The following is a 22,493-nucleotide window of genomic DNA, read 5'->3' on the forward strand; positions in this document are numbered from 1 at the left end:
ACCCCCGCATGTCGCGGGTGACCTGTCTGGCAATCTGCGGTGGTGACGTTCTCGACACTGGCCGTGATTCTGCTCTGTCTGGTGGCCGGCGCGGCGGTCGGCTGGCTTGCCGCGCGGGCTCGTGCGGCGACCGACATCGCCCGGCTGGAGGCGACGGTGACGGCTGCCCGGGAGGGTGAGCAGCGGCTGGAGCAGTCGTTGCGGGCACTGTCCTATGAGGCGACCGCGCAGTCGCAGGAGGCGGTGGCGCGGGCGGTGGCGCCGTTGCACGACACGCTTCGGCGGTACGAGGATCGGGTCGCCCAGCTGGAACACGACCGGATCGACGCGTATGCGGAGTTGCGTGAGCAGGTGCGGGCGATGGGTGCGGTGTCCGGTGAGTTGCGGACGGAGACGCGGCAGCTGGTGGCGGCGTTGCGGGCGCCGCAGGTGCGGGGCCGGTGGGGTGAGCATCAGTTGCGCCGGATCGTGGAGGCGGCGGGGCTGCTGGAGCACTGTGATTTCGCCGAGCAGGTGACGGCGGCGACCGACGATGCCGGGGTGCGCCCGGATCTGGTGGTGCGGCTGTACGGCGGGCGCACCGTGGTGGTCGACGCGAAGGCGCCGCTGGAGGGTTACCTGTCGGCGATGGAGGCCCGTGACGAGCACACCCGGGACGGGCATCTGGATCAGCACGCCCGGCATCTGCGCGCGCACGTCGATGCGTTGTCGGGAAAGCGGTACTGGTCGGCGTTCGAGTCGGCGCCGGATTTCGTGGTGCTGTTCGTGCCGGCGGATCCGTTCCTGGATGCGGCGTTGCAGCGGGATCCGGCGTTGATGGAGCACGCGTTCCGGCGCAACATCGTGCTGGCGACGCCGGCGACGTTGATCGCGATGTTGCGGACGGTGGCGTATTCGTGGCGGCAGGAGGCGCTGACCCGCAACGCGGCGGCGGTGCACGGTCTGGCCAGGGAGCTGTACGGCCGGCTGTCCACACTCGGTGATCATGTGGACAAGCTGGGGACGGCGCTGGGCGGGGCGGTGACCGCCTACAACCGGGCGGTGGGGTCGCTGGAGTCGCGGGTGCTGGTGAGCGCTCGCAAGCTGGCCGAGATGGGTGTCTCGGACGAGGAGCTGTTTCCACCGGTGCAGGTGGAGACGGCTCCCCGTCAGCCGCAGGCGCCCGAGTTCAGCTAGCGGCGCCCGAGTCCAGCCGGCCGCGCCCGAATTCAGCCGGCCGCGCCCGAATTCAACCGGCAGCGCCCGAATTCAGCCGGCAGCGCGCGCGGCGGCCGCGGCCTTCATGTCCTTGCGCAGCTCCTGCGGCAGGGAGAAGGTGAGCCGCTCCTCGGCCGTCGTGTACTCGGTGACCTCGCCGAAGCCCCGCTCGGCAAGGTGGGCGAGGACCTCCATGACGAGGTCGTCGGGGACGCTGGCGCCGGAGGAGACGCCGACAGTGGTGGCGCCGTCGAGCCACTCGTCGCGGATCTCGGAGGCGTAGTCGACGAGGTGGCCGGCGCGGGCTCCGGCGCCGAGGGCGACCTCGACGAGGCGCACCGAGTTGGACGAGTTGGTGGAGCCGACGACGATGACCACGTCGCAGTCGGGCGCGATCTCCTTGATCACGTGCTGCCGGTTGGAGGTGGCGTAGCAGATGTCGTCGCTGGGTGGCGACTGGAGCAGCGGCAGCCGGGTCTTGAGGCGGGCGACGGTCTCCATCGTCTCGTCGACGGACAGGGTGGTCTGGGACAGCCAGACGACCTTGGCCGGGTCGCGGACGACGACGTTGTCGACGTCGTCGGGGCCGTCGACGAGCTGGATGTGGGCGGGCGCCTCGCCGGCGGTGCCGATGACCTCCTCGTGGCCCTCGTGGCCGATGAGCAGGATGTCGTAGTCCTCGGCGGCGAACCGTTTGGCCTCGTGGTGGACCTTGGTCACCAGGGGGCAGGTGGCGTCGATGGCCTTGAGCTTGCGCTCGCGGGCCTGCTCGTGGACTTCGGGGGCGACGCCGTGGGCGGAGAAGACGACGGTCGAGCCCTCGGGGACCTCGTAGTTCTCCTCGACGAAGATGGCGCCGCGGGCTTCGAGGGTGCTGACCACGTGTTTGTTGTGCACGATCTGCTTGCGCACGTAGACCGGGGCGCCGTAGAGCTTCAGCGCCTCCTCGACGGTCTGCACGGCGCGGTCGACACCGGCGCAGTAGCCACGCGGCTTGGCGAGCAACACCCGCTTACGAGGTTCAGTCACCCGGCCATGGTACGTGGCCCGCCGGGTGCCCCGCCCCTGTGAGATGTGCGGCACAGAGTGCATACTGCCCGGTCATGACGAGTCGCATCATTCGGGTGACGGTGGGTCAGCTGAGCCTCACCCTGGGCATGTTCTGGCTGGTCATGAGTCTGACAACGCCGGAGCCGCGGCATGTGTCGGCGGGCGCGGCGGGGGTCGGTGGCGGTCTGGTGCTGCTGTTGTGGCGGCGGATCCGGCTGCCGGTGCGGCCGGTGCTGGCCGGTTCGGTGGCGATCGGGCTGGTGGGCACGGTGGCGGGGCTGATCGTGCGGACCGTCACCGTGGGCGGCATGTTCGGCTGGTTCGAGGATCGGGGCTGGCCGTTCTCCTGGCTGGGGCGCGGCGCTCTGGCGGACAGTGTCGACGAGGCACGCCGGCAGGCTCTGGCCGGTGGATGGGGTGTCGATCTGTTCCGGCTGGCGGTGGATGTGGTCGTGTGGTCGTACACCGGCCTGGTGTTGATCTGTGTTTTCGGTCTTGCGGTGCGTGCGCGAAAAGCCCGCAGAGCACCGGAACGGGCGGAATAATCCCCGTTTATGAGCATGGAGCAGTGGCCGTCGATCACGGCCGTGCTCCGTGTGATGGCCGGCTGGTTCCTGCTCGGGATCGGTCTGCTGGATCTGGCCGTGGAGGTCGACGGCGGGCTGTCCGGGGCCTACCTGGTCTTTCACGCGATGATCGCGATGGGCGGGGTGCTGCTGCTGTTGCGGCGGCGTCCGTCGCCGGGCCCGGCCGGGTACGCACTGGCGGCGGCCCTGGTCGCGGTGGCGATCGTGGCGACCCTGGTGCCGCACTCGGCGGGCTGCTGCATGGAGGCCTATCCGGGGCGGCACGGCTACCCGTTCCCGTTCCTCGGCGTGGGTGGCGGGCTGCACGTCGACCCGCTGTATCTGGCCGCCGACCTGATCTTCTGGAGTTGCGCGGCCCTGCTCGCCGTGGTGGCGCTGGCCGGGGTCGAGCGGGTGCTGCCGGAGCGGCGCACACCGGTGGACCTGAGCCGGTACAACGCGTACGCCGAGCCGTCGCCGCGCGGCGAAAATGTCGGTGGGCTTACGTAATCTGGCCGGGTGAACGAGCCCGAGAGCGCGCCGCGCAGCTCCGCCGACGAGCCATGGCTGGTCCGCGTGGTCAGTCAGAAGATCACCGCCTGGATCAGCCGGCTCGGCTGGGTCTGGGTCGACGGGCAGGTCGCGCAGATCAGCCGCCGGCCCGGTTCCAACGTGGTGTTCCTGACCCTGCGTGACCCGTCGGCCGACCTGAGCCTGACCGTCACGACCAGCCACGACGTGCTGCACGCGGGCGCGCCGGAGCTGGCCGAGGGCGCGCGCGTGACGTTGCACGCCAAGCCGGAGTTCTATCCCGGCCGGGGCACGCTGAGCCTGCGGGCCGACGAGATCCGCCAGGTCGGGGTCGGTGAGCTGCTGGCCCGCCTGGAGAAACTGAAACGGCTGCTCGCCGCGGAGGGCCTGTTCGCGTCGGAGCGCAAGCGGCGGCTGCCGTTCCTGCCCGGCCGGATCGGGCTGATCACCGGCCGGGCCAGCGCCGCCGAGCGTGACGTGCTGATGAATACGCGTCGCCGCTGGCCGTCGGTCGATTTCCGGGTGATCAACGTGCCGGTGCAGGGCCCGACCGCCGTGCCGCAGATCATCGACGCGCTCAAGGTGCTCGACGGCGACGACACGGTCGACGTGATCGTGATCGCCCGGGGCGGCGGCAGCGTCGAGGACCTGCTGCCCTTCTCCGACGAGGCGCTGTGCCGGGCGGTGTTCGGCGCCCGCACGCCGGTGGTCAGCGCGATCGGCCACGAGACCGACGCGCCGCTTCTCGACTACGTCGCCGACGTGCGGGCGTCCACGCCGACCGACGCGGCGAAACGGGTGGTGCCCGACCTGGCCGACGAGCAGCGGCTGATCGCGCAGGCGCGGGGGCGTCTCGACCGGGCGGTGCTGGGCATGATCGACCGGGAGCGGCACCGGATCGACGCGTGGCGGTCGCGGCCGGTGCTGGCCCGGCCGGAGGCGCTTCTCGGGCAGCGCGGCGCCGAGGTGACGGCCCTGCGGGACCGGGCCGGCCGCAGCCTGGAGCATCGGATCCGGCGGGCCGACGACGCGCTGGAGCACACCGTCGCCCGGCTGCGGGCCCTGTCGCCGGCCAAGACGCTGGAGCGCGGCTACGCGATCGTGCAACGCCCCGACGGCCATGTGGTCCGCGCCGCGGACGAGGTGGCCGTGGACGACATCCTTCGGATCCGGCTCGCCGAGGGCGAGCTGCGAGCAGCAGTGACGGAGAGCTGATGAGCGACGAGAAACTGTCCTACGAGCAGGCGCGCACCGAGCTGGCGTCGGTGGTGGAGCGGCTGGAGCAGGGCGGCGGCACCCTGGAGGAGTCGCTGGCCCTGTGGGAGCGCGGCGAGAGACTGGCCGACATCTGTCATCGCTGGCTCGACGGTGCCCGGGAGCGGATCGAGGCGGCCCGGGCGGCCCGCGCCGACGGTTAGCGCCGGCTCGTGACTACAGCGACGCCGCCAGCTTCTCCAGGTTCGTGGTGTCGGCGCTGTTGCCGATGATCACGATCGTCCGGGTCTGCTCGGTGACGATCAGCGCGGTCTCGTCCTCCCGCCCGGTGTAGCGCATCCAGGTGCGCTCGCCGGTCCGGTAGGTGCCGGTTCGCTTGCCCTGCGCGCCGACCTCCGCCGGGACCAGGGTGGCCGGCTCGATGTCGCTCTGCACCAGCAGGACCGGCTTGCCGTCCGGGTCGACGTAGCCGAGACGCAGGGTGGCCCCGGTGTCCTCACGGCGGAAGTTGGCCGACGTCACGTGCCAGTCGTCGCCGAGACCGGCCGGCTGGGCGACCGGGAACTCGCGGGTCGCCAGCTCGATCGACGAGGTCGGGTCGACCGAGATCGGCTTGTCGCCGTCGAGGATGACCCGGTAGAAGCCGAGGAACAACGCGATCGGCACCAGGAGCACCAGCAGCGACAGGACCATGTCGCGCGGCCGGCGCTCCTCCCGTGCGGCCAGGCGCGGGGAGGCAGGCTCCTCATCGGCGGCCGACGACCCGGCAGAGGGCGCCGGCGACCCGCCCGACGGCACCGACGACCCGGCAGAGGGGGCCGGCGACCCAGCAGAGGGCGCCGACGACCCGGCAGAGGGGGCCGACGACCCGGCGATGGTCGCCGACGAGTCAGCCGACGGCACCGGCCCGGCAGAGGGCGCCGACGAGCCGGCAGGGGACACCGGCGATCCGGCGGCGGGCGATCCAGCGGACGGCGCTGCAGCAGCGGGCGATCCGGCAGGAGGCGCCGACGATTCAGCGGCGGTTGCCGTGGGTTCGGCGGCGGGGGTGACGGCGGGTTCCACGAACCCCATTGTTAACCACGTCGCTGAAACGGGACTCAGCCCGTCCTCGGATGCCAGGATCGGAGGCATCACTGCCCCGCAACGTCGCGAGGAGGCCGCCGTGCCCGCCCGAGTCCCCCAGGATCTCGACCGCAACATCGCCCTCGACCTCGTCCGCGTGACCGAGGCCGCCGCCATGGCGGCCGGTCGCTGGGTCGGCCGAGGTGACAAGAACGGCGGTGACGGCGCCGCCGTCGACGCCATGCGCAAACTCATCAACTCGATCCAGATGCGCGGCGTCGTCGTCATCGGCGAGGGTGAGAAGGATGAAGCGCCGATGCTCTTCAACGGGGAGCAGGTCGGTGACGGCACCGGGCCGGAGGTGGACGTCGCGGTCGACCCGATCGACGGCACCACCCTGATGAGCAAGGGCATGCCCGGTTCGATCGCGGTGCTCGCGGTCGCCGAGCGGGGCGCCATGTTCGACCCGAGCGCGGTCTTCTACATGGACAAGATCGCCGTCGGGCCGGACTGCGCCGACGTGGTCGACATCGACGCCGGGGTGACGGAGAATCTGCGGCGCATCGCCAAGGCCAAGCGGTCCAGCGTCTCCGACGTCACGGTGTGCATCCTGGACCGTCCGCGTCACGCGAAGCTGGTCGAGGAGGTGCGACAGGCCGGCGCCAACATCAAGTTCATCTCGGACGGTGACATCGCCGGAGCCATCTCGGCGGCCCGGCTCGAGTCCGACGTCGATGTGCTGATGGGCATCGGCGGCACCCCCGAGGGGATCACCGCGGCGTGTGCCCTGAAATGTCTGGGCGGCACGATCCAGGCGAAACTGTGGCCGCTCGACGACGCCGAGCGGGAGAAGGCGATCGCCGCCGGTCACGACCTCGACCGGGTCCTCTCCACCGACGATCTGGTCACCGGCGACAACTGCTTCTTCGTCGCCACCGGCGTGACCAGCGGCGACCTCCTCAAGGGGGTGCGCTACCGCTCGGGCGGCGCGCACACCCAGTCGATCGTGATGCGGTCCAAGAGCGGCACGATCCGGGTCATCGACTCGTACCACCGGCTGGAGAAGCTGGCCCTCTACTCGGCCGTGGACTTCGACGGGCACCTGCCGACAGTTCCGCTGTCCTGACCATTTCCGGTCAAAACCTCTTGGGGGTACGGCCAGTTCGTCCCGCAGAACGTGGGCCGTCCCCCGGCTCCCCCGCGACGCGGGACGCCGGTCCGGACCGCAGCGCGCCCGCCGGGCTGATGCGGCCGGACGGCGGCCTGTGGCGTTGATCACGCCACGAGCCGGCGCACCTAAACACGGCCGACGCGGCGCGAACCCGAGCGGCGCGGCGCGAACCCGAGCGGCGCGGCGCGAACCCGAGCGGCGGGGCGGGCGGCAGCCAGGGGACGCGCCGCCCGGCGACCATCGCATCCGCCCGGCGGGCGCGCTGCGACCGGGAGCGCCGCCCGCGTCGCGGGGGAGGCAGGGGACGGCCCAGGTTCTGCGGGGCGGGCCGGACCGTACCCCGGAATGGTCTAACGCCGCCGGAAGACGACCGCCGCGACCACCCCGCCGAGCAGCCCGAGCAGATGACCTTGCCAGGAGATGCGCTGGTCGGTGGGGAGGACGTTGAAGAGCTGGTACCAGTAGAGCAGGCCGATGAACGCGGCGACCGCGAAGTGCCACCAGCTGCGCTCGACCACGCCGCGGGCCAGCAGCAGGCCGAGGTAGCCGAAGATGACACCGCTGGCGCCGACGACGACGGTGCCGGGATCGCCGATGAACCAGACGCCGACGCCGGCCACCGCCATGATCAGCACGGTCGACCAGATGAACCGGCGCGCGCCGCCGGCCAGGACGAACGTGCCGAGCAGGATGAGCGGGACCGCGTTGCCGTAGAGATGCTCCCAGCCGTCGTGCAGGAACGGGCTGAACAGGATGCCGTCGATGCCCTCCACCGAGCGGGGGATGATGCCGCCGGCCAGGTCGAGGGTGCCCGGGCCGAGCCCGATGTCGATCACCTCGATCAGGAACAGGGCCGGGATCACGGCGCACATCGTCACGAAGGCGCGCCCCAGCGACGCGTAGAAGGCCTCGGTGCCGAACCGTCCGGCCTCGTCGGAGCGTGCGGCCGTCGCCCATTCGTAACCCATGTCGTCGATGGTGGCAGGGCGCGGCGAGCACGGCCACCCGGGCATCAGCTCAGACGGCGCACGGCGGCCTCGATGTCGGCCCGGAATGTTGCGATCTGCGTGTAGACGCCGAAGTAGCCGTCGCGGGCGCAGCCGAGTCCCCAGCTCACGATGCCGACCTGCACCCATCGGCCGAGGCGGTCGCGGCGGACCATCGGGCCGCCGGAGTCGCCCTGGCAGGTGTCGACGCCGCGGCGGCCCGCGCAGATCGACTCGTCACGGACCAGTTCCACGCCGGCCTTGCGGTAGGCGTCCGCGCACTCCTTGTCCGGAATCGTGGGCACTGTCGCGTAGTGCAGCTGCCGGGCCTGTTCCAGCGACGTCTCGGTGGTCTGCCCCCAGCCCATCACCGTGAACCGGCCGGCGGTGACGTCGTCGGGGGTCAGCGGCAGGGTCGGCAGGGGCAGTTCACGGTCGAGGCGGACGACCGCCCAGTCGTCGCCGCTGGTCTCGGTGACGAAGTCCGGGGAGCGGTAGACCTCGGCCGACTTGACGATGATCGCGGTACGGGAGTCCAGGTCGCTGGCGCCGGCGGTCACCAGGATCCGCTCGTTGGGGCCGGTCGGGCCGACGCAGTGCCCGGCGGTGAGGACGACCCGGGGCGCGGTCAGCGCGCCGCCGCAGCCCATCGAGAGGCGGACCGCCCAGGGGAACCGCCCATCCCCGGCGATCTTGCCGCCGACGACGGTGCGCCCCGGTGGCCGGCCCGCATCCGCCCCGGCCGGCACCTCAGCGCCCGCCAGGACACACGCCAGGAGGCAAATCGCCGCTTTCCGGAGCATGTGGACATTTGATCACAGCACGACGGGGCCACGCGGAAAGCCGCGCAGCCCCGTCGCGAGGTTCGTCAGTACCAGCCCACGTTCTGCGAGTGGCTCCACGCGCTGCACGGGCTGCCGTAGCGGCCCTTGATGTAGCCGAGACCCCACTTGATCTGCGTGGCCGGGTTTGTCTTCCAGTCCGAGCCCTCCGACGCCATCTTGTCGCCGGGCAGCGCCTGCGGGATCCCGTACGCCCCGGAGCCGCTGTTGAGGGCCTTGTAGTTCCAGCCACTCTCCTTTTTCCACAGCTTGTCCAGGCACGGGAACTGGTCGATCTTGAAGCCGTCCTCGAGCATGAGCGCGCACCCGGTCTTGCGGCTGCCGCTGTACTCGTTGCAGGAGGCGGGGATCGGGCCGGTGTAGCCGACCGGACCGGCGGCCTCCTCGGCCTTCTTGGCCTTCTCGGCCTCCTTGGCCTCGATGACCTCTTTCTCCAGCTTGCGCGCCTTGGAGGCGGCGGACTGAACCTCGGTGGCGGCCTTGGCGGCGGCGGCCTCCTCGGCGACCACGCGGTGCGCACGGGCGGCGGCGTGGTCGGCCTGGCGCGCCTTCAGCAGCCGCATCTCGTCCTCGTTGGCCTGCAGGACGAGCTGCGCCTGCGCGCTCTGCTGCTGGACGTCCCGGTTCTGGCCCAGGTACACACCACCGGTGAGACCCAGAACGAGAAGACCGACCGAGGCCGCACGGACACCCATCCGGCTCCAGAGCCGCTTCACGAAGAATCCCTTCGTCGGGGGCAAGGAAGCGGCGCGTCATCGCCCCGGCCGGGGCGGACCGCGCCGCATGTTGCTCGCCGAACACCATGGCGCAACGTGAAGTGGATGTGAAACGCCAGCGTGGCTATGTGACTTTAGTCACTCGACTTACCGGGTGAATCCGGTACGAAACAGCCACGCCGGCGTTCTCACGATCGTCTACAGCGGGATTTCCTCCAGGAGGTCGGTCACCACCTCTGCAATCGGCGAACGCTCCGACCGGGTGAGGGTTACGTGCGCGAAAATCGGATGACCCTTCAGCGCCTCGATCACCGCGGTGACGCCGTCATGCCGGCCGACCCGCAGGTTGTCGCGCTGGGCGACGTCATGGGTCAGCACGACCCGCGAGTTCTGCCCGATCCGGGACAGCACGGTGAGCAGCACGTTGCGCTCCAGCGACTGCGCCTCGTCGACGATCACGAAGGCGTCGTGCAGGCTCCGGCCGCGGATGTGGGTCAGCGGCAGCACCTCGAGCATGCCGCGGGCCAGCACCTCCTCGACCACGTTGGCGTGCACCACCGCGCCGAGGGTGTCGAAGACCGCCTGCGCCCAGGGCGACATCTTCTCCGACTCGCTGCCCGGCAGATAGCCCAGCTCCTGGCCGCCGACGGCGTAGAGCGGGCGGAACACCACCACCTTCTTGTGGCGGTTGCGCTCCATCGTCGCCTCCAGGCCCGCGCAGAGCGCCAGCGCCGACTTGCCGGTGCCGGCCCGGCCGCCCAGCGACACGATGCCGATCTGCTCGTCCAGCAGGATGTCCAGCGCCACCCGCTGCTCGGCCGAACGGCCCCGCAGCCCGAACGCGTCCCGGTCACCGCGGACCAGCTTGATCGACTTGTCCGGGTTGACCCGGGCCAGCGCCGAGCCACGCGGCGAATGGATCACCAGGCCGGTGTGGCAGGGCAGGTTGTCCGCCTCCTCCACCTCCAGCTCCTCGCCGGAGTAGAGCGAGACCACCTGCTCCTCGGTCAGCTCCAGATCGGCCATGCCGGTCCAGGTCGGGTCGCTGGCCTGGCCGTGCCGGTACTCGTCGGCGGTGATGCCCACCGACGCCGCCTTCACCCGCAGCGGCATGTCCTTGCTGACCAGCGTCACCTCACGGCCCTCGGCGGCCAGGCCCAGCGCCACCGAGAGGATGCGGGTGTCGTTCGAGTCGTTGCGGAACCCCTGCGGGAGCACGCTCTGATCAGCGTGGTTCAGCTCGACCCGCAGCGTGCCGCCCTCGTCGTTGCAGAGCACCGGCTGGTCCAGGCGGCCGAACTTGATCCGCAGCTCGTCCAGCATCCGCAGCGACTGCCGGGCGAACCAGCCCAGCTCGGGGTGGTGACGTTTGCCCTCCAGCTCGGAGATGACCACGAGAGGCACGACCACCTCGTGGTCGGTGAACCGGCGGAAAGCCGCCGGGTCGGACAGCAGGACCGAAGTGTCCAGGACGAAGACCCTGCCGGCAGTGGCGGGTTCCGCGTCGGCGTGCCTGTCCCGGGTCCTACGGCGACCCGATGTGGCACTGCTGCTGGAGACTTTGTCGGCCGGGTTCTGGTCGACCCCGGCATCGGTACGGCGAGATGTCACAGGCCTGCTCCAGCGGGCGTGCAACCCGGTCCGCCCGCGGTCCGCCACCTACCGGTCGCCGGCCCTCTGCACGGGGTCGGATTGCGGTCCCCGTGGCGCAGTCGTCGCAGGTCCGGGCCGACCGGCTGGCCCGGGACGACCCCGTGCCATGACTCAAACGCTAGCGGTCAACTACGTCCCGCGGTAGTGCGCAAAATCGGGCACCGGAGGGTGACGCTCGCCTCCCGCCCGAATCGCCGGGCATAAAAGACGACCTGCCGCGGGTAATCTGACTCCCGTGGCAGAGACTGCGCGTCCGATACACCCGCTGACCACCGACGAGGCGTGGGCGTTCACCGCTTCACGCGCCTCCGCGACCACGTTCTTCTTCGACTTCGACGGTGTCCTCTCCCCGGTCACCGACGACCCCGACGCCTCCCAGCCGGTGCCCGAGGTGCTCGGCGTCCTCGATCGTCTGGCCGACTCGGTCGCCCGAGTGGCGATCGTCTCCGCCCGGCCGGTCAGTTTCCTGCGCTCCCGCTTCGAGTCCCTCGACAACGTCGACCTGCACGGCCTCTACGGCCTCGAGGTGTGGCACGACGGCCAGGTCGTCACCGAGTCCGCCGCCCTCGAGTTCGTGCCCGCCATGACCGAGCTGGCCGAGCAGGCCCGCACCGAGCTGCCCGCCGAGATCCTCGTGGAGTACAAGAGGTTGTCGGTCGCCCTGCACTACCGCACCGCCCCCGACCAGAGCCGCGCCGTCGAGCGCTGGGCCCACGAGCAGGCCGAGCGTCTCGGGCTGCGCATCCAGCACGGCCGCATGGTGGTCGAGCTGAAGCCACCCGTCGACCAGGACAAGGGCATGGTCATCACCGAGGGCGTCCGCAACGCCGGCTGCGCCTGGTATTTCGGTGACGACATGTCCGACATCAAGGCGTTCGACGCGCTGCGCGCCCGCGAGGCCGTCGACCCGGCGTTCTTCGGCATGGCCGTCGCCGTCGCCAACCCCGAGACCGGCGCCGAGGTCTCCAGCGCCGCCGACCTCACCCTCGAATCCCCCGACGCGGTGGCTGCCTTCCTCACCGAGGGCCTGCGCCGCTTCTGACCCCTTTGTGCGGTACGGGTCAGGTCGCCTCCGGAGACGTGGGTCGCCCCGCGGTGGCCCACGCGAGGTCCGCGGTGGGTCACGGCCGCGGCGCGCCCGCCGGGCTGAATGCGGTGGTCCCGCTCACCCTGGCACCCCGCTGATCGCGACAGGCCCCTCCACCCGAGCCCGGCCGCCGGACGGAGTGCCAACGGTCCTGGCCGAAGGGCGAGCCGGCCCCGGCCGCCGAACGGAATGCAACTGTCCCGGCCGCCTGACGGGACGCGACGGCCCGGCTCACCTGTCCAGCCGGCTGAACGCGACGATCGCGCGGCTCAGCACCGGCCCGAACGGCCGGGGCGGCGTCGGGTGGCACGGGGAGTCGCGGGACGGCGTGGTGCGGTTGGGGAGTGGTGGCCGTACCACATCCGCGGTTGGGTTTTCAGGCGCCGTAGCGGCGTTGGCGTGACGCGTAGGAGCGCAGCGCCCGCAGGAAGTCGATGCGGCGGAAGTCGGGCCAGTTGGCGTCGTGGAAGTAGAACTCGGAGTGGGCCGACTGCCACAGCAGGAACCCGGACAGGCGCTGCTCGCCGCTGGTGCGGATGACCAGGTCGGGGTCGGGCTGGCCGCGGGTGTAGAGGTGTTCGGCGATGTGTTCGACATCCAGGGTCTCGGCCAGCTCCTCGATGGTGCCGCCGGTGGCGGCGTGCTCGTAGAGCAGGGAGCGGACCGCGTCGGTGATCTCGCGGCGGCCGCCGTAGCCGACGGCCATGTTGACCTCGACGCCGTCGCAGCGGTCGCGGGTCTTCTCCTGGGCGGCCTTCAGCGTGGCGGCCGTCGCGGCGGGCAGCAGGTCGAGGGCGCCGACCATCCGGAGCCGCCAGGGGTTGCCCTCCTCGGCGAGCTCGGTCGCCAGATCCTCGATGATCTTGACGAGGGGGTCGAGCTCGGCGGCCGGGCGGCGCAGGTTGTCGGTGGCCAGCAGGTAGAGCGTGACGTGCTCGATGCCGGACTGGTCGCACCAGGACAGCAGGTCCTTGACGCGGGTGGCGCCGACGCGGTGGCCGTCGTTGGGGTCGACGAAGCCCATCTCCCGGGCCCACCGCCGGTTGCCGTCGCACATCACGCCGATGTGCTGGGGCACGGGCTTGCCGGCCAGCTTCCCCGCCAGCCGCCGCTCGTAAAAGGTGTAGACCAGAGAACGCAGACTCATCACCCCAAAGCGTAGCCACCCCCGCCGAAGGCTCAAGCGGGGCGGCCCGGCATGGGGCCATCTGCGAGGAGGATGCGCCCGATCGTGCGACCGTGCGCATCCGCCGACCGGCCGGTCCCGCCCGCGGCGCCGTTGCCGTGAGCGGGACCGGCCGGTTGTCATGCGTCGGCGAGCCGCGCCTTCAGCGCGTCGAGCTCGGCCCAGAGCACGGCCGGGAGCTTGTCGCCGAATTTGGTGAACCACTCGGTGACCTGCGGGATCTCCGCCTGCCACTCGTCCGGGTCGACCCGGAGCGCCGCCGCCAGGTCGGCCGGGTCGATGTCCAGGCCGGTGGTGTCGAGCGCCTCCGGGGTGGGCACGTGCCCGATCGGGGTCTCGACGGCGTCGGCCTTGCCGTCGAGGCGTTCGCACACCCACTTGAGGACGCGGCTGTTCTCGCCGAACCCGGGCCACAGGAACCGGCCGTCGTCACCGCGGCGGAACCAGTTGACGTAGAACACCTTCGGCAGTTTGGCGGCGTCGCCGGACGCGCCCTTGGCCATGTCGATCCAGTGCTGGAAGTAGTCGCCGGCGTGGTAGCCGATGAACGGCAGCATCGCCATCGGGTCGCGGCGCACGACACCGACCTGGCCGACGGCGGCCGCGGTGGTCTCCGACGACAGGGTGGCGCCCAGGTAGACCCCGTGCACCCAGTCGCGGGCCTCGCTGACCAGCGGGATGGTGGTCTTGCGGCGGCCGCCGAACAGGATCGCGTCGATCGGGACGCCGCGCGGGTCGTGGTACTCGTCGGCGAGGATCGGGCACTGCTCGATCGGGGTGCAGAACCGGCTGTTCGGGTGGCTGGAGACGCCCTCGGACTTCGGGGTCCAGTCGTTGCCCTTCCAGTCGGTGAGGTGCGCGGGCGGCTCGCCCATGCCCTCCCACCAGATGTCGCCGTCGTCGGTGAGCGCCACGTTGGTGAAGACGGAGTTGCCCTTGGCCAGGGTGCGCATCGCGTTCGGGTTGGTGTGGAAGTCGGTGCCGGGCGCGACGCCGAACAGGCCGAACTCCGGGTTCGTGGCCCACAGCCGGCCGTCCTCGCCGAACCGCATCCAGGCGATGTCGTCACCGATGGTCTCGACCTTCCACCCGTCGAGAGTCGGCTCCAGCATCGCGAGGTTGGTCTTGCCGCACGCCGACGGGAACGCGCCGGCGATGTACCGGACCACACCCTCGGGCGAGGTCAGCTTCATGATCAGCATGTGCTCGGCGAGCCAGCCCTCGTCGCGCGCGGCCACACTGGCGATCCGGAGCGCGAAGCACTTCTTGCCCAGCAGCGAGTTGCCCCCGTAACCCGAGCCGAACGACCAGATCTCCCGGGTCTCCGGGAAGTGCGAGATGTATTTCGTCTCGTTGCACGGCCAGGCGACGTCGCTCTGGCCGGGCTCCAGCGGTGCGCCGATCGAGTGCAGCGCCGGCACGAAGTCCGCGCCGGTCTCGTCCAGCGCCGCCAGGACCTCGGCCCCCATCCGGGTCATGATGCGCATGCTGGCCACCACGTACGGGCTGTCGGTGAGCTCCACGCCGAACATCGGCTCGGCCGCGTCGAGCGGACCCATGCAGAACGGGACGACATACATCGTGCGGCCCCGCATGCACCCCCGGTACAGCCCGGTCATCAGCTGCTTCATCTCGGCCGGGTCCATCCAGTTGTTGGTGGGACCGGCGTCCGCCTCGTCGACCGAGCAGATGAAGGTGCGTTCCTCGACACGCGCCACATCGGACGGGTCGGTGCGCGCCCAGAACGAGTTCGGCTTCTTCTTGTCGTCGAGTCGGACCAGGGCGCCGCTGTCGACGAGCTCGTCGGTGAGACGGGTCCACTCGGCCTCGGAACCGTCACACCAGACGATGCGGTCGGGTGTGGTCAGGGCGGCGACCTCGTCGATCCACGCGAGCAGCCGCGGGTGCGAGGTAGGGGGCTGAGTCAAGGTGAAGCTCCTTCGGTCGGCATTGACCTATGACTGACCAGCCGGGCAGATCCGGCTGTGTCATGGGGGAGTCACGTCAGCGTAAGCCCGACTGAGCATTGAGTTCATCGGCAACACCTGTGGACAACCGCACAATCTTTGGCCACTTTGCGCACAGACGATCGATTCTTCGCCGCAAAGCGCAACTGCGCGCAAGTCGGCCGGTTCCGGCCTAGCCACACCGTCGCTCTCGACAACTTTCACAAAAAGGACTTATCGTCTTAGACTTTCGCCTAATCGGGCTTTCCTCGCAGTTCCGGCCACAGGAGGCGGAATGACGATCCCGGGCGACGACGCGGACACGGACACCGGCTTGCTCGCCGCGGTCCGGGCCGGCGACACCGCCGCGTACGGGACGCTCTACGAGCGGCACCACGCGGCAGCCCGCAAGTTCGCCTTCGGACTCGTCCACGATCCCGCCGACGTCGACGACCTGGTGGCCGAGACGTTCGCCAAGGTGTTCGCGACGCTACGGGCCGGCCGGGGACCGCTCGTGGCGTTCCGCGCCTACCTGCACACCACCATGCGTCACCTCCGGTACCAGCGGGCGCGCCTGGACCGCCGGCTGGAGTTCACCGACGACCTGACCCGCTACGACGCGGGCGAGCCGTTCACCGACCCGGCCCTGGACCGGCTGGAGCGCACCTTCGCGGCGGCCGCCTTCCGGCAACTGCCCGAGCGCTGGCGCGACGTGCTGTGGCAGACCGAGGTCGAGGGCACCACGCCGGCCGAGCTGGCGCCGCGGATGGGCCTCACGCCGAACGCGGTGGCCGTCCTCGCCCACCGCGCACGGGAGGGGCTGCGCAGCCTCTATCTCCAGCAGCACGTGGCCGCGGCCGATCACCCGGAGTGCCGATGGGCCGGCGAGCGGCTCGGCGGCCAGGTACGGGGACGGCTGGCGCCACGTGACGCGCATCGCATGCGAACCCATCTCGGATGGTGTTCGGACTGCCGGAACCGGCTCGCCGAGATCCGCGAGGTGGACGGTTTTCGTCACGCTCCGTACCGCCAGCGTCACCATGCCGAGACGTCCGGTTAAGACCCGGCAACGAGGACAGCGATGGGTGACCTGCGCCGGTACCCTCGGATCCGTGCCCCCCGAACCCACGCAGGCGATCACCCTGCGCACCCGGATCACGGGACTCGTCCGCGAGCTGGGCAAGTTCGGCATCGTCGGCGGGATCGCCTTCACCGTCGACTTCGTGCTCTTCAACGTCCTGCTGCAGGCGGGACTGGAGACGCTGACCGCCAAGGCCGCCTCCACGATCGTGGCCACCACCGTCGCGTTCTTCGGCAACAGGTTCTGGACCTGGCGTGACGGTGCGCACACCAACATGGCACGGCAGTACTCGACGTTCTTCGTACTGAACCTGATCGGCCTGGGTATCGCTCTGGCGTGTCTCGCGATCAGCCACTACGGCCTCGGGCAGATCTGGCCGCAACTGCAGAGCCCGCTCGCCGACAACATCGCCGGCGTCGGCGTCGGGACGGTACTCGGTACCATGTTCCGCTTCTGGTCCTACCGCCGTTTCGTCTTCCGGGTCACTGTCGCCCCGGCGTCAGTTTCACAGTGACTCGGCGTAATCGCCCCCGTTCCCGTAAGGTTGCCCAATGCCCTCAGCCAGTCCGCTGACGGAACGCCTCCGCCGGCTCGCCCCCGAAGCCATCGCCTTCGGCATCATCGGCGCCGGTAACACGCTGCTGTATCTCGCGATCTACTGGGTGGCGATGCCGATCGGGCCGGTGAAGGCGAGCGTCCTCGCCACCGTGATCACCACCACCCTGGCGTACGTGGCGAACCGCTACTGGACCTACCGGCACCACACGCGTACCGCGCTGCGCCGGGAGTACACGCTGTTCTTCGGCTTCAACCTGGTCGGCATGGTCATCCAGTCCGGCATGACCTACCTCGGCAAGTACGGGTTCGGCCTCTCCGAGCACGACGACAAGTTCCTGCTGCTCGGCATGACCACGGTCGGCATCGGCATCGCCACGGTCTTCCGCTTCTGGGCGTACCGGACGTTCGTCTTCCTGAAGCCGCCGGTCGACGGCCACGAGGGCGCCATCACCGACATGGACGCGACCGCCGGGTTCGCCGAGCTGAGCGCGATCGACGAGCCGGGCAGCGTGGCTCACCTCGATCTGCGGCCGGAGCTCGACCCGCGCTGAGGCTCGGCCTCCGTCTCCTCCTCGCCCTCGTCCGGAGCCGGGGCCAGCTCGATCAGCTCGTAGAGGGTGTTCTGCACCAGCTGCGCGGCGGGCACCCCGGCCAGCACGGCACGCTGATCACCGATCGAGTCGATGGTGAGCGTGCCGCTGCCGAGCAGCCGGTCCAGCAGCGACTGGGTGAGGGCGTGATCGTTGACCCGGTTGAGCGGCAGGTCACGCCGCTCCCGGTCGACGATGCCCCGCTGCATGAGCAGCCGCTCGCCGGTCAGCACGTACTCGGTGCAGCGCCAGTCGAGCAGCGGGTACAACCCGTACCGGCCGCCGTAGTAGAGCATGATCGCGACGATCAGCAGCAGGCCGATCCGGCCGCCGTCGGTCGACGGGAGCAGCACCAGGCCCATGATCAGGCCGGCCAGGGCCAGCAGCAGCACCACGACCGGCAGCACCACTGCCTTCCAGTGCGGACGCACATGGAGGACGATCTCCTCCTCGTCCGCCAGAACATCCTCCGGGAACGCCACGCCGTCAGCGTACGTGCAGCACATCCCCCGCCGAGACACGGAATTCCGCGCCTTCCTCCGTACGGATCACCAATTGGCCGTCCCGATCAACGGACAGCGCCTCGCCGGACCGCTCCCCGCCACCCGGCAGCAGCACCCGCACCCGGCGGCCTATCGTCGCGCAATGCCGCTGGTAGGCGGCGAGCAGCCCGCACATCTCGGCGTCGCCGCCGGCCTCGCGCCACCCCTCATACCACCGGGCGGTGCCGCGCAGCAGCGCCCGCAGCAGCGGGCTGCGGTCCGGCTTGTCGGCGCCGGCCACGAGCAGCGAGGTGGCCGGCACGCCGGTGGTCTCCGGCAGCTCGTCGGCCCGGGTGCTGACGTTCAGGCCGACGCCGATCACCACGGCGTCACCGGACACCTCGGCCAGGATCCCGGCGCACTTGCGCTCGTCCACCAGCAGATCGTTGGGCCACTTCAGGGTGGCCTCCACCTCGGCCACCCGGGCCACCGCCTCGACCAGCGCCACCCCGGCCATCAGCGGCAGCCAGCCGAACGCGGACGCGGGCACTCCCGGCCCGGGACGCAGCAGCATGCTGACGGTCAGACCGGCCCGCGGCGGCGACACCCACTGCCGGTCGCGGCGGCCACGGCCGGCGATCTGACTTTCGGCCACCACCACCAGGCCCTCCGGCTCACCGGCCGCGGCGGACGCCGCGGCGTCCGCGTTGGTCGAGCCGGTCTCCTCCCGCACCTCGATCCTCGACCACAGGCCACCGGGTACGACCAGAGCGCGGTTCAGCGCCCGTGCGGACAACGGCGGCCGGTCGAGCTCGGTGTAACCCATCCCGGCAGCCTATCCTCAGTGCGGCCCCGCGCTGTGCCTGCTGATGTAGGGGCCGGACGGCCGGGGGCGCGGGCTCGGCCGCTCCTCGGGCTCCCCCGGTTCCACGTGCCGGGGCTGGACGTCCCGTTCCGCCCAGGACAGCGGCAGGCGTACCCGCGGCTCCCGGGGCGGCCACTCCGGCGCGGGACCGATCGGTGCCACCGCCGGCAGGTCGAACCCGGTCGCCGGCTCGTAGTCGGGCACCGGCGGCAGCGGCGCGATCTCCGGGGGCTGGAAGAGCTCGTCCGGCAGCGGGGTCCAGTAGTCGCCGGGCTGCCCCCGGTCGGCGTCCAGGTCGGTGTAGCGGCCGGCGTAGCCACCCGGGTTCTCGATGTCGCGCCGCGCCCAGGCCGGACCGTCCGGCTCCGGCTCCCGGCGACGACGGCGGGGCGGCCATCCCTCGCTCTCGGGGTAGCCGGTGTTCTCGTAGCCGAGGCGCTCGTCGTCGTCGTACGGCGGGTCACCGGCATGCTCGTCGGCCGGCTCGTCGTCGTCGGCGAGCCCGATCGACGCCAGGCTGCTGTGGTTCGGCTCGCCGTCGGCGGGCCGCCCGCTGAAGGCGGCCGCCAGCCGCCGCCGGCGTTCGGGCCGGCGCTCCCCCTCGTCCGCGGCGGCGTCCACCGTGGCGGGCGGTCCGGGGACGGACCTCGCGACGGGTTCCGGGCGTCGGCGGCGAGAGGATGAGCCGGCACGGTTCGCCCGACGAGCGCCGCCACCGAAGATCACGGTGCGGAAGCTGATCAGTGTGGCGAGGCCGCCTGCGATGAAGGCGAGCCCGGCCGCGGTCATCCAGTTCGTCACGCCGGTTGTAACGAATGGGGCATTGGGTATGAAACGCACGCGTAGCGACGCCCGCCGTGTGCGACGTGGCCCGGCTACGATGCTGATCGTTGCCTTAACGAGCGCTCAGAGGGTGGAGACCTTCGTGACGACAGAGCCCGACATCCACACCACCGCCGGCAAGCTCGCCGAACTCGCCCGCCGCACCGACGAGGCCGTCCACGCCGGCTCCGCGCGCGCCATCGAGAAACAGCACGCCCGCGGCAAGAAGACCGCCCGCGAGCGCATCGAGCTGCTGCTCGACAAGGACTCCTTCGTCGAGCTCGACGAGCTGGCCCGGCACCGGTCCACCGCCTTCGGCCTGGAGAAGAACCGGCCGTACGGGGACGGGGTCGTCACCGGCCACGGCACCATCGACGGGCGCCAGGTGTGCGTCTTCTCCCAGGACTTCACGGTCTTCGGCGGCTCGCTCGGCGAGGTCTTCGGCGAGAAGATCGTCAAGGTGCTCGACCTGGCCATGAAGATCGGCTGCCCGATCATTGGGATCAACGACTCCGGCGGAGCCCGCATCCAGGAGGGCGTGGTCGCGCTCGGCCTCTACGCCGACATCTTCTTCCGCAACGTCCGGGCCAGCGGCGTCATCCCGCAGATCTCGCTGATCATGGGCCCGTGCGCGGGCGGGGCCGTCTACTCCCCCGCGATCACCGACTTCACCGTCATGGTCGACCAGACGTCGCACATGTTCATCACCGGACCGGACGTGATCAAGACGGTCACCGGCGAAGAGGTCGGCATGGAGGAGCTGGGCGGGGCGCGGACCCACAACACCCGCAGCGGCAACGCGCACTACCTGGCCAGCGACGAGGAGGACGCGATCGAGTACGTCCGGGCGCTGCTCTCCTACCTGCCGAGCAACAACCTGGACGAGCCGGTCGTGTTCGACGAGGCCGCCTCGCTGGACGCCGATCTTGAACTCGACACCCTGATCCCGGACTCGCCGAACCAGCCGTACGACATCAAGAAGGTCGTGGAGACCGTCGTCGACGAGTTCCTCGAGGTCCAGCCGCTCTACGCGCAGAACATCGTGGTCGGCTTCGGCCGCATCGAGGGCCGGCCGGTCGGTGTCGTGGCCAACCAGCCGATGAGCCTCGCCGGGACACTCGACATCGCCGCCTCGGAGAAAGCCGCCCGGTTCGTGCGCACCTGTGACGCGTTCAACATCCCGGTGCTCACCTTCGTGGACGTGCCCGGCTTCCTGCCCGGCACCGGCCAGGAGTGGGACGGCATCATCCGGCGCGGGGCCAAACTCATCTACGCGTACGCGGAGGCGACCGTCCCCAAGGTCACCGTCATCACCCGCAAGGCGTATGGCGGGGCGTACGACGTGATGGGGTCGAAGCACCTCGGCGCCGACGTCAACTTCGCCTGGCCGACCGCGCAGATCGCCGTGATGGGCGCGCAGGGCGCCGTCAACATCCTCTACCGGGGTGAGCTGGCCGCCGCCGAGGACCCGGCACAGCGACGGACCGAGCTCATCCAGGAGTACGAGGACACGCTGGCCAACCCGTACATCGCCGCCGAGCGCGGTTACGTGGACGCGGTCATCCAGCCGTCCCAGACCCGCATCCAGGTGACCCGCGCCCTGCGGATGCTCCGGACCAAACGGGAGACGCTGCCGCCGAAGAAGCACGGCAACATCCCGCTCTAGAGGCTCAGCCCGCCCTCGGGCAGCCACTGGCCGGCCAGCAGGAACGCGCCGGCGACCAGGGCGATCAGGTTCACGACGAGGAAGATGCCGACCCAGAACAGCGCCGGCAGGTGAGTCAGCCGGGCCAACTGGTCGGCGTCCGAATCGCGCATCCGGCCCCGGCCGCGCAGACTCTGCAGCTCGAAGACCGGGCGGACACCGCCGAAGAGCAGGAACCAGACACCGGCGTACGCGAAAGCCGCCTGCGTCTCCGGCTCCGCATACCAGGACACGGCGAACACGATCGCGCCGGTGACCAGCAGTGACACCACACCGAACAGGTTCCTGATGTTGATCAGCATGAGGAGCAGCAGCACCACGGCCAGCCACAGCAGCAGCGTGATCCGGTTGCCACCGAGCAGCCACGCGCCCAGCACACCCACCAGCGACGGCGCGATGTAGCCGCCGAGCAGCGTGAGGATCATGCCGAGCCCGGTCGGACGGCCGGCCGACAGGGTCAGGCCGGACGTGTCGAACTCGAGGCGGATGCCCCGCAGCTTGCGCCCGGTCAGCAGGGCGATCAGCGCGTGCCCGCCCTCGTGGGCGATCGTGACGGCGTTGCGGGCCACCCGCCACACCGGCCGGACCGCCACCGCGATAAACCCGGCCACCGCCGTGAGCAGCACCAGCATCCCGGGCGGGTCGGGCTGAGCACCCAACAGCTGGTCCCAGAGATCAGTCACACCGTCGATCGACAACACGCCGGGGACTGTAGCCGATCCCGCTATGCGCGTCGCCTCACCACGGCCTTGACCGGCTCCGGCTCGCGGCGGCCCAGCGACCTCGCCGCATACACCCCACCGGCGACAGTCACCGCGAGCAGGGTCAGAACCAGCATCAACGCGAGCAGACCGGTGGACGCCACGATGATCGCGACATCCGCCGCCGCCACCAGCATCCACAGAGCGATCGTCGGCTTACTGCCGTGCCGTCGGCAGTTCATGATGCACCTCCATCCGTGATGCTGGATAACTACCCAGCATCACGGATCTCACGCACCTACTTCGGCTCGAACCCGGCGTAGATCGTCTCGAGGTCGCCCTTGGCCGCGTCCCAGTCGCCGGCCTCGGTGTACCAGGTCAAGACGTAGCTCTGCTTCTTGACAGTGATGACCCGGCGCACCACGTGCTGTTTCGTGCCACCCCCGGCGCTGCGCGAATACTCCATCTCGGCCGCCGG

24 protein-coding genes are annotated in these 22,493 nt (G+C 70.6%); 11 read left to right on the forward strand and 13 right to left on the reverse strand.

The window, feature by feature from the left end; translation table 11 throughout:
- Positions 1-42 precede the first annotated feature (42 nt).
- On the forward strand, positions 43-1,176 hold the full coding sequence (gene rmuC / locus BM290_RS29925; RefSeq protein WP_093619366.1) for a DNA recombination protein RmuC: 1,134 nt from the start codon (positions 43-45) through the stop codon (positions 1,174-1,176).
- Positions 1,177-1,248: 72 nt separating this feature from the next.
- On the opposite strand, the gene BM290_RS29930 is transcribed toward rmuC, so the two are convergent.
- Positions 1,249-2,289 (reverse strand): 4-hydroxy-3-methylbut-2-enyl diphosphate reductase, encoded by a 1,041-nt coding sequence (locus tag BM290_RS29930; protein ID WP_093619240.1) that lies wholly within the window; start codon positions 2,287-2,289, stop codon positions 1,249-1,251.
- Positions 2,290-2,300: 11 nt separating this feature from the next.
- Here BM290_RS29930 and BM290_RS29935 point away from each other — a divergent pair, with 11 nt between their 5' ends.
- Genes BM290_RS29935 through BM290_RS29950 form a run of 4 tightly spaced genes read left to right on the forward strand, consistent with a single transcriptional unit; the run spans position 2,301 to position 4,762 of the window.
- Positions 2,301-2,792, forward strand: a complete 492-nt coding sequence (locus tag BM290_RS29935; protein WP_143133999.1) for a hypothetical protein — start codon at positions 2,301-2,303, stop codon at positions 2,790-2,792.
- Positions 2,793-2,801: 9 nt separating this feature from the next.
- Entirely contained in the window at positions 2,802-3,323 is a 522-nt protein-coding gene (locus BM290_RS29940; RefSeq protein WP_093619242.1) for a hypothetical protein, read from the forward strand.
- A 9-nt stretch (positions 3,324-3,332) separates the two neighbouring features.
- Complete coding sequence (gene xseA, locus BM290_RS29945) at positions 3,333-4,559, forward strand: exodeoxyribonuclease VII large subunit (RefSeq protein WP_093619243.1); 1,227 nt, start codon at positions 3,333-3,335, stop codon at positions 4,557-4,559.
- A complete protein-coding gene (locus BM290_RS29950) occupies positions 4,559-4,762 on the forward strand; it encodes an exodeoxyribonuclease VII small subunit (protein WP_093619244.1) in 204 nt (67 codons plus the stop codon). Before xseA ends, BM290_RS29950 begins: the two co-directional genes overlap by 1 nt.
- A gap of 13 nt (positions 4,763-4,775) precedes the next feature.
- On the opposite strand, the gene BM290_RS47585 is transcribed toward BM290_RS29950, so the two are convergent.
- Positions 4,776-5,357 (reverse strand): DUF4245 domain-containing protein, encoded by a 582-nt coding sequence (locus BM290_RS47585; RefSeq protein ID WP_239143741.1) that lies wholly within the window; start codon positions 5,355-5,357, stop codon positions 4,776-4,778.
- A gap of 367 nt (positions 5,358-5,724) precedes the next feature.
- Between BM290_RS47585 and glpX the strand changes: the two genes are divergently transcribed.
- Positions 5,725-6,750 (forward strand): class II fructose-bisphosphatase, encoded by a 1,026-nt coding sequence (gene glpX / locus BM290_RS29960; protein ID WP_093619246.1) that lies wholly within the window; start codon positions 5,725-5,727, stop codon positions 6,748-6,750.
- A gap of 395 nt (positions 6,751-7,145) precedes the next feature.
- Here glpX and BM290_RS29965 read toward each other — a convergent pair whose 3' ends face one another.
- The 4 genes from BM290_RS29965 to phoH2 all read right to left on the reverse strand — a co-directional run bounded on the left by BM290_RS29965 (position 7,146) and on the right by phoH2 (position 10,950).
- Positions 7,146-7,763, reverse strand: a complete 618-nt coding sequence (locus BM290_RS29965) for a rhomboid family intramembrane serine protease (protein ID WP_093619247.1) — start codon at positions 7,761-7,763, stop codon at positions 7,146-7,148.
- A 44-nt stretch (positions 7,764-7,807) separates the two neighbouring features.
- Positions 7,808-8,584 (reverse strand): S1 family peptidase, encoded by a 777-nt coding sequence (locus BM290_RS29970; protein WP_093619248.1) that lies wholly within the window; start codon positions 8,582-8,584, stop codon positions 7,808-7,810.
- A 65-nt stretch (positions 8,585-8,649) separates the two neighbouring features.
- The gene (locus tag BM290_RS29975; protein WP_177319958.1) at positions 8,650-9,339 is read right to left on the reverse strand and encodes an aggregation-promoting factor C-terminal-like domain-containing protein; all 690 of its coding nucleotides are present in this window, start codon (positions 9,337-9,339) and stop codon (positions 8,650-8,652) included.
- Positions 9,340-9,537: 198 nt separating this feature from the next.
- The gene (gene phoH2 / locus BM290_RS29980; protein WP_093619250.1) at positions 9,538-10,950 is read right to left on the reverse strand and encodes an RNA 5'-3' helicase PhoH2; all 1,413 of its coding nucleotides are present in this window, start codon (positions 10,948-10,950) and stop codon (positions 9,538-9,540) included.
- A 277-nt stretch (positions 10,951-11,227) separates the two neighbouring features.
- Here phoH2 and otsB point away from each other — a divergent pair, with 277 nt between their 5' ends.
- Entirely contained in the window at positions 11,228-12,034 is an 807-nt protein-coding gene (gene otsB, locus BM290_RS29985) for a trehalose-phosphatase (RefSeq protein ID WP_093619251.1), read from the forward strand.
- Between the two features lie 421 nt (positions 12,035-12,455).
- Here otsB and BM290_RS29990 read toward each other — a convergent pair whose 3' ends face one another.
- Together BM290_RS29990 and BM290_RS29995 are read right to left on the reverse strand one after the other, a co-directional pair.
- Complete coding sequence (locus BM290_RS29990; protein WP_093619252.1) at positions 12,456-13,226, reverse strand: isoprenyl transferase; 771 nt, start codon at positions 13,224-13,226, stop codon at positions 12,456-12,458.
- A 158-nt stretch (positions 13,227-13,384) separates the two neighbouring features.
- Positions 13,385-15,193, reverse strand: a complete 1,809-nt coding sequence (locus BM290_RS29995; protein ID WP_093619253.1) for a phosphoenolpyruvate carboxykinase (GTP) — start codon at positions 15,191-15,193, stop codon at positions 13,385-13,387.
- A gap of 313 nt (positions 15,194-15,506) precedes the next feature.
- Here BM290_RS29995 and BM290_RS30000 point away from each other — a divergent pair, with 313 nt between their 5' ends.
- From BM290_RS30000 to BM290_RS30010, 3 genes are read left to right on the forward strand one after another with little or no spacing between them, the layout of a single operon-like run.
- Positions 15,507-16,271: a sigma-70 family RNA polymerase sigma factor gene (locus BM290_RS30000; RefSeq protein ID WP_093619254.1), complete on the forward strand. Its 765-nt coding sequence runs from the start codon at positions 15,507-15,509 to the stop codon at positions 16,269-16,271.
- On the forward strand, positions 16,252-16,806 hold the full coding sequence (locus BM290_RS30005; protein ID WP_093619255.1) for a GtrA family protein: 555 nt from the start codon (positions 16,252-16,254) through the stop codon (positions 16,804-16,806). The genes BM290_RS30000 and BM290_RS30005 overlap by 20 nt, the downstream gene beginning before the upstream one ends.
- Before the next feature lie 37 nt (positions 16,807-16,843).
- On the forward strand, positions 16,844-17,401 hold the full coding sequence (locus tag BM290_RS30010; protein ID WP_093619256.1) for a GtrA family protein: 558 nt from the start codon (positions 16,844-16,846) through the stop codon (positions 17,399-17,401).
- On the opposite strand, the gene BM290_RS30015 is transcribed toward BM290_RS30010, so the two are convergent.
- From BM290_RS30015 to BM290_RS30025, 3 genes are read right to left on the reverse strand one after another with little or no spacing between them, the layout of a single operon-like run.
- Positions 17,365-17,922 carry a PH domain-containing protein gene (locus tag BM290_RS30015; protein WP_239143739.1) on the reverse strand — a complete coding sequence of 186 codons (558 nt, stop codon included), beginning with the start codon at positions 17,920-17,922 and terminating at the stop codon, positions 17,365-17,367. The two genes, BM290_RS30010 and BM290_RS30015, sit on opposite strands and share 37 nt — an antisense overlap.
- A gap of 4 nt (positions 17,923-17,926) precedes the next feature.
- Positions 17,927-18,748 carry a biotin--[acetyl-CoA-carboxylase] ligase gene (locus tag BM290_RS30020; RefSeq protein ID WP_093619258.1) on the reverse strand — a complete coding sequence of 274 codons (822 nt, stop codon included), beginning with the start codon at positions 18,746-18,748 and terminating at the stop codon, positions 17,927-17,929.
- Positions 18,749-18,763: 15 nt separating this feature from the next.
- Positions 18,764-19,408 carry a hypothetical protein gene (locus tag BM290_RS30025; protein WP_143134000.1) on the reverse strand — a complete coding sequence of 215 codons (645 nt, stop codon included), beginning with the start codon at positions 19,406-19,408 and terminating at the stop codon, positions 18,764-18,766.
- A 304-nt stretch (positions 19,409-19,712) separates the two neighbouring features.
- Between BM290_RS30025 and BM290_RS30030 the strand changes: the two genes are divergently transcribed.
- Positions 19,713-21,275: an acyl-CoA carboxylase subunit beta gene (locus BM290_RS30030; RefSeq protein WP_093619367.1), complete on the forward strand. Its 1,563-nt coding sequence runs from the start codon at positions 19,713-19,715 to the stop codon at positions 21,273-21,275.
- On the opposite strand, the gene BM290_RS30035 is transcribed toward BM290_RS30030, so the two are convergent.
- Positions 21,272-22,015, reverse strand: a complete 744-nt coding sequence (locus BM290_RS30035) for a M50 family metallopeptidase (RefSeq protein WP_093619260.1) — start codon at positions 22,013-22,015, stop codon at positions 21,272-21,274. The genes BM290_RS30030 and BM290_RS30035 overlap by 4 nt on opposite strands.
- A gap of 23 nt (positions 22,016-22,038) precedes the next feature.
- Positions 22,039-22,257, reverse strand: coding sequence for a hypothetical protein (locus BM290_RS30040; protein ID WP_093619261.1), 219 nt, complete (start codon positions 22,255-22,257; stop codon positions 22,039-22,041).
- Between the last annotated feature and the right edge of the window lie 236 nt (positions 22,258-22,493).

Source organism: Actinoplanes philippinensis, from assembly GCF_900113015.1.
In the GTDB taxonomy this organism is placed as follows: Bacteria; Actinomycetota; Actinomycetes; order Mycobacteriales; family Micromonosporaceae; genus Actinoplanes; species Actinoplanes philippinensis.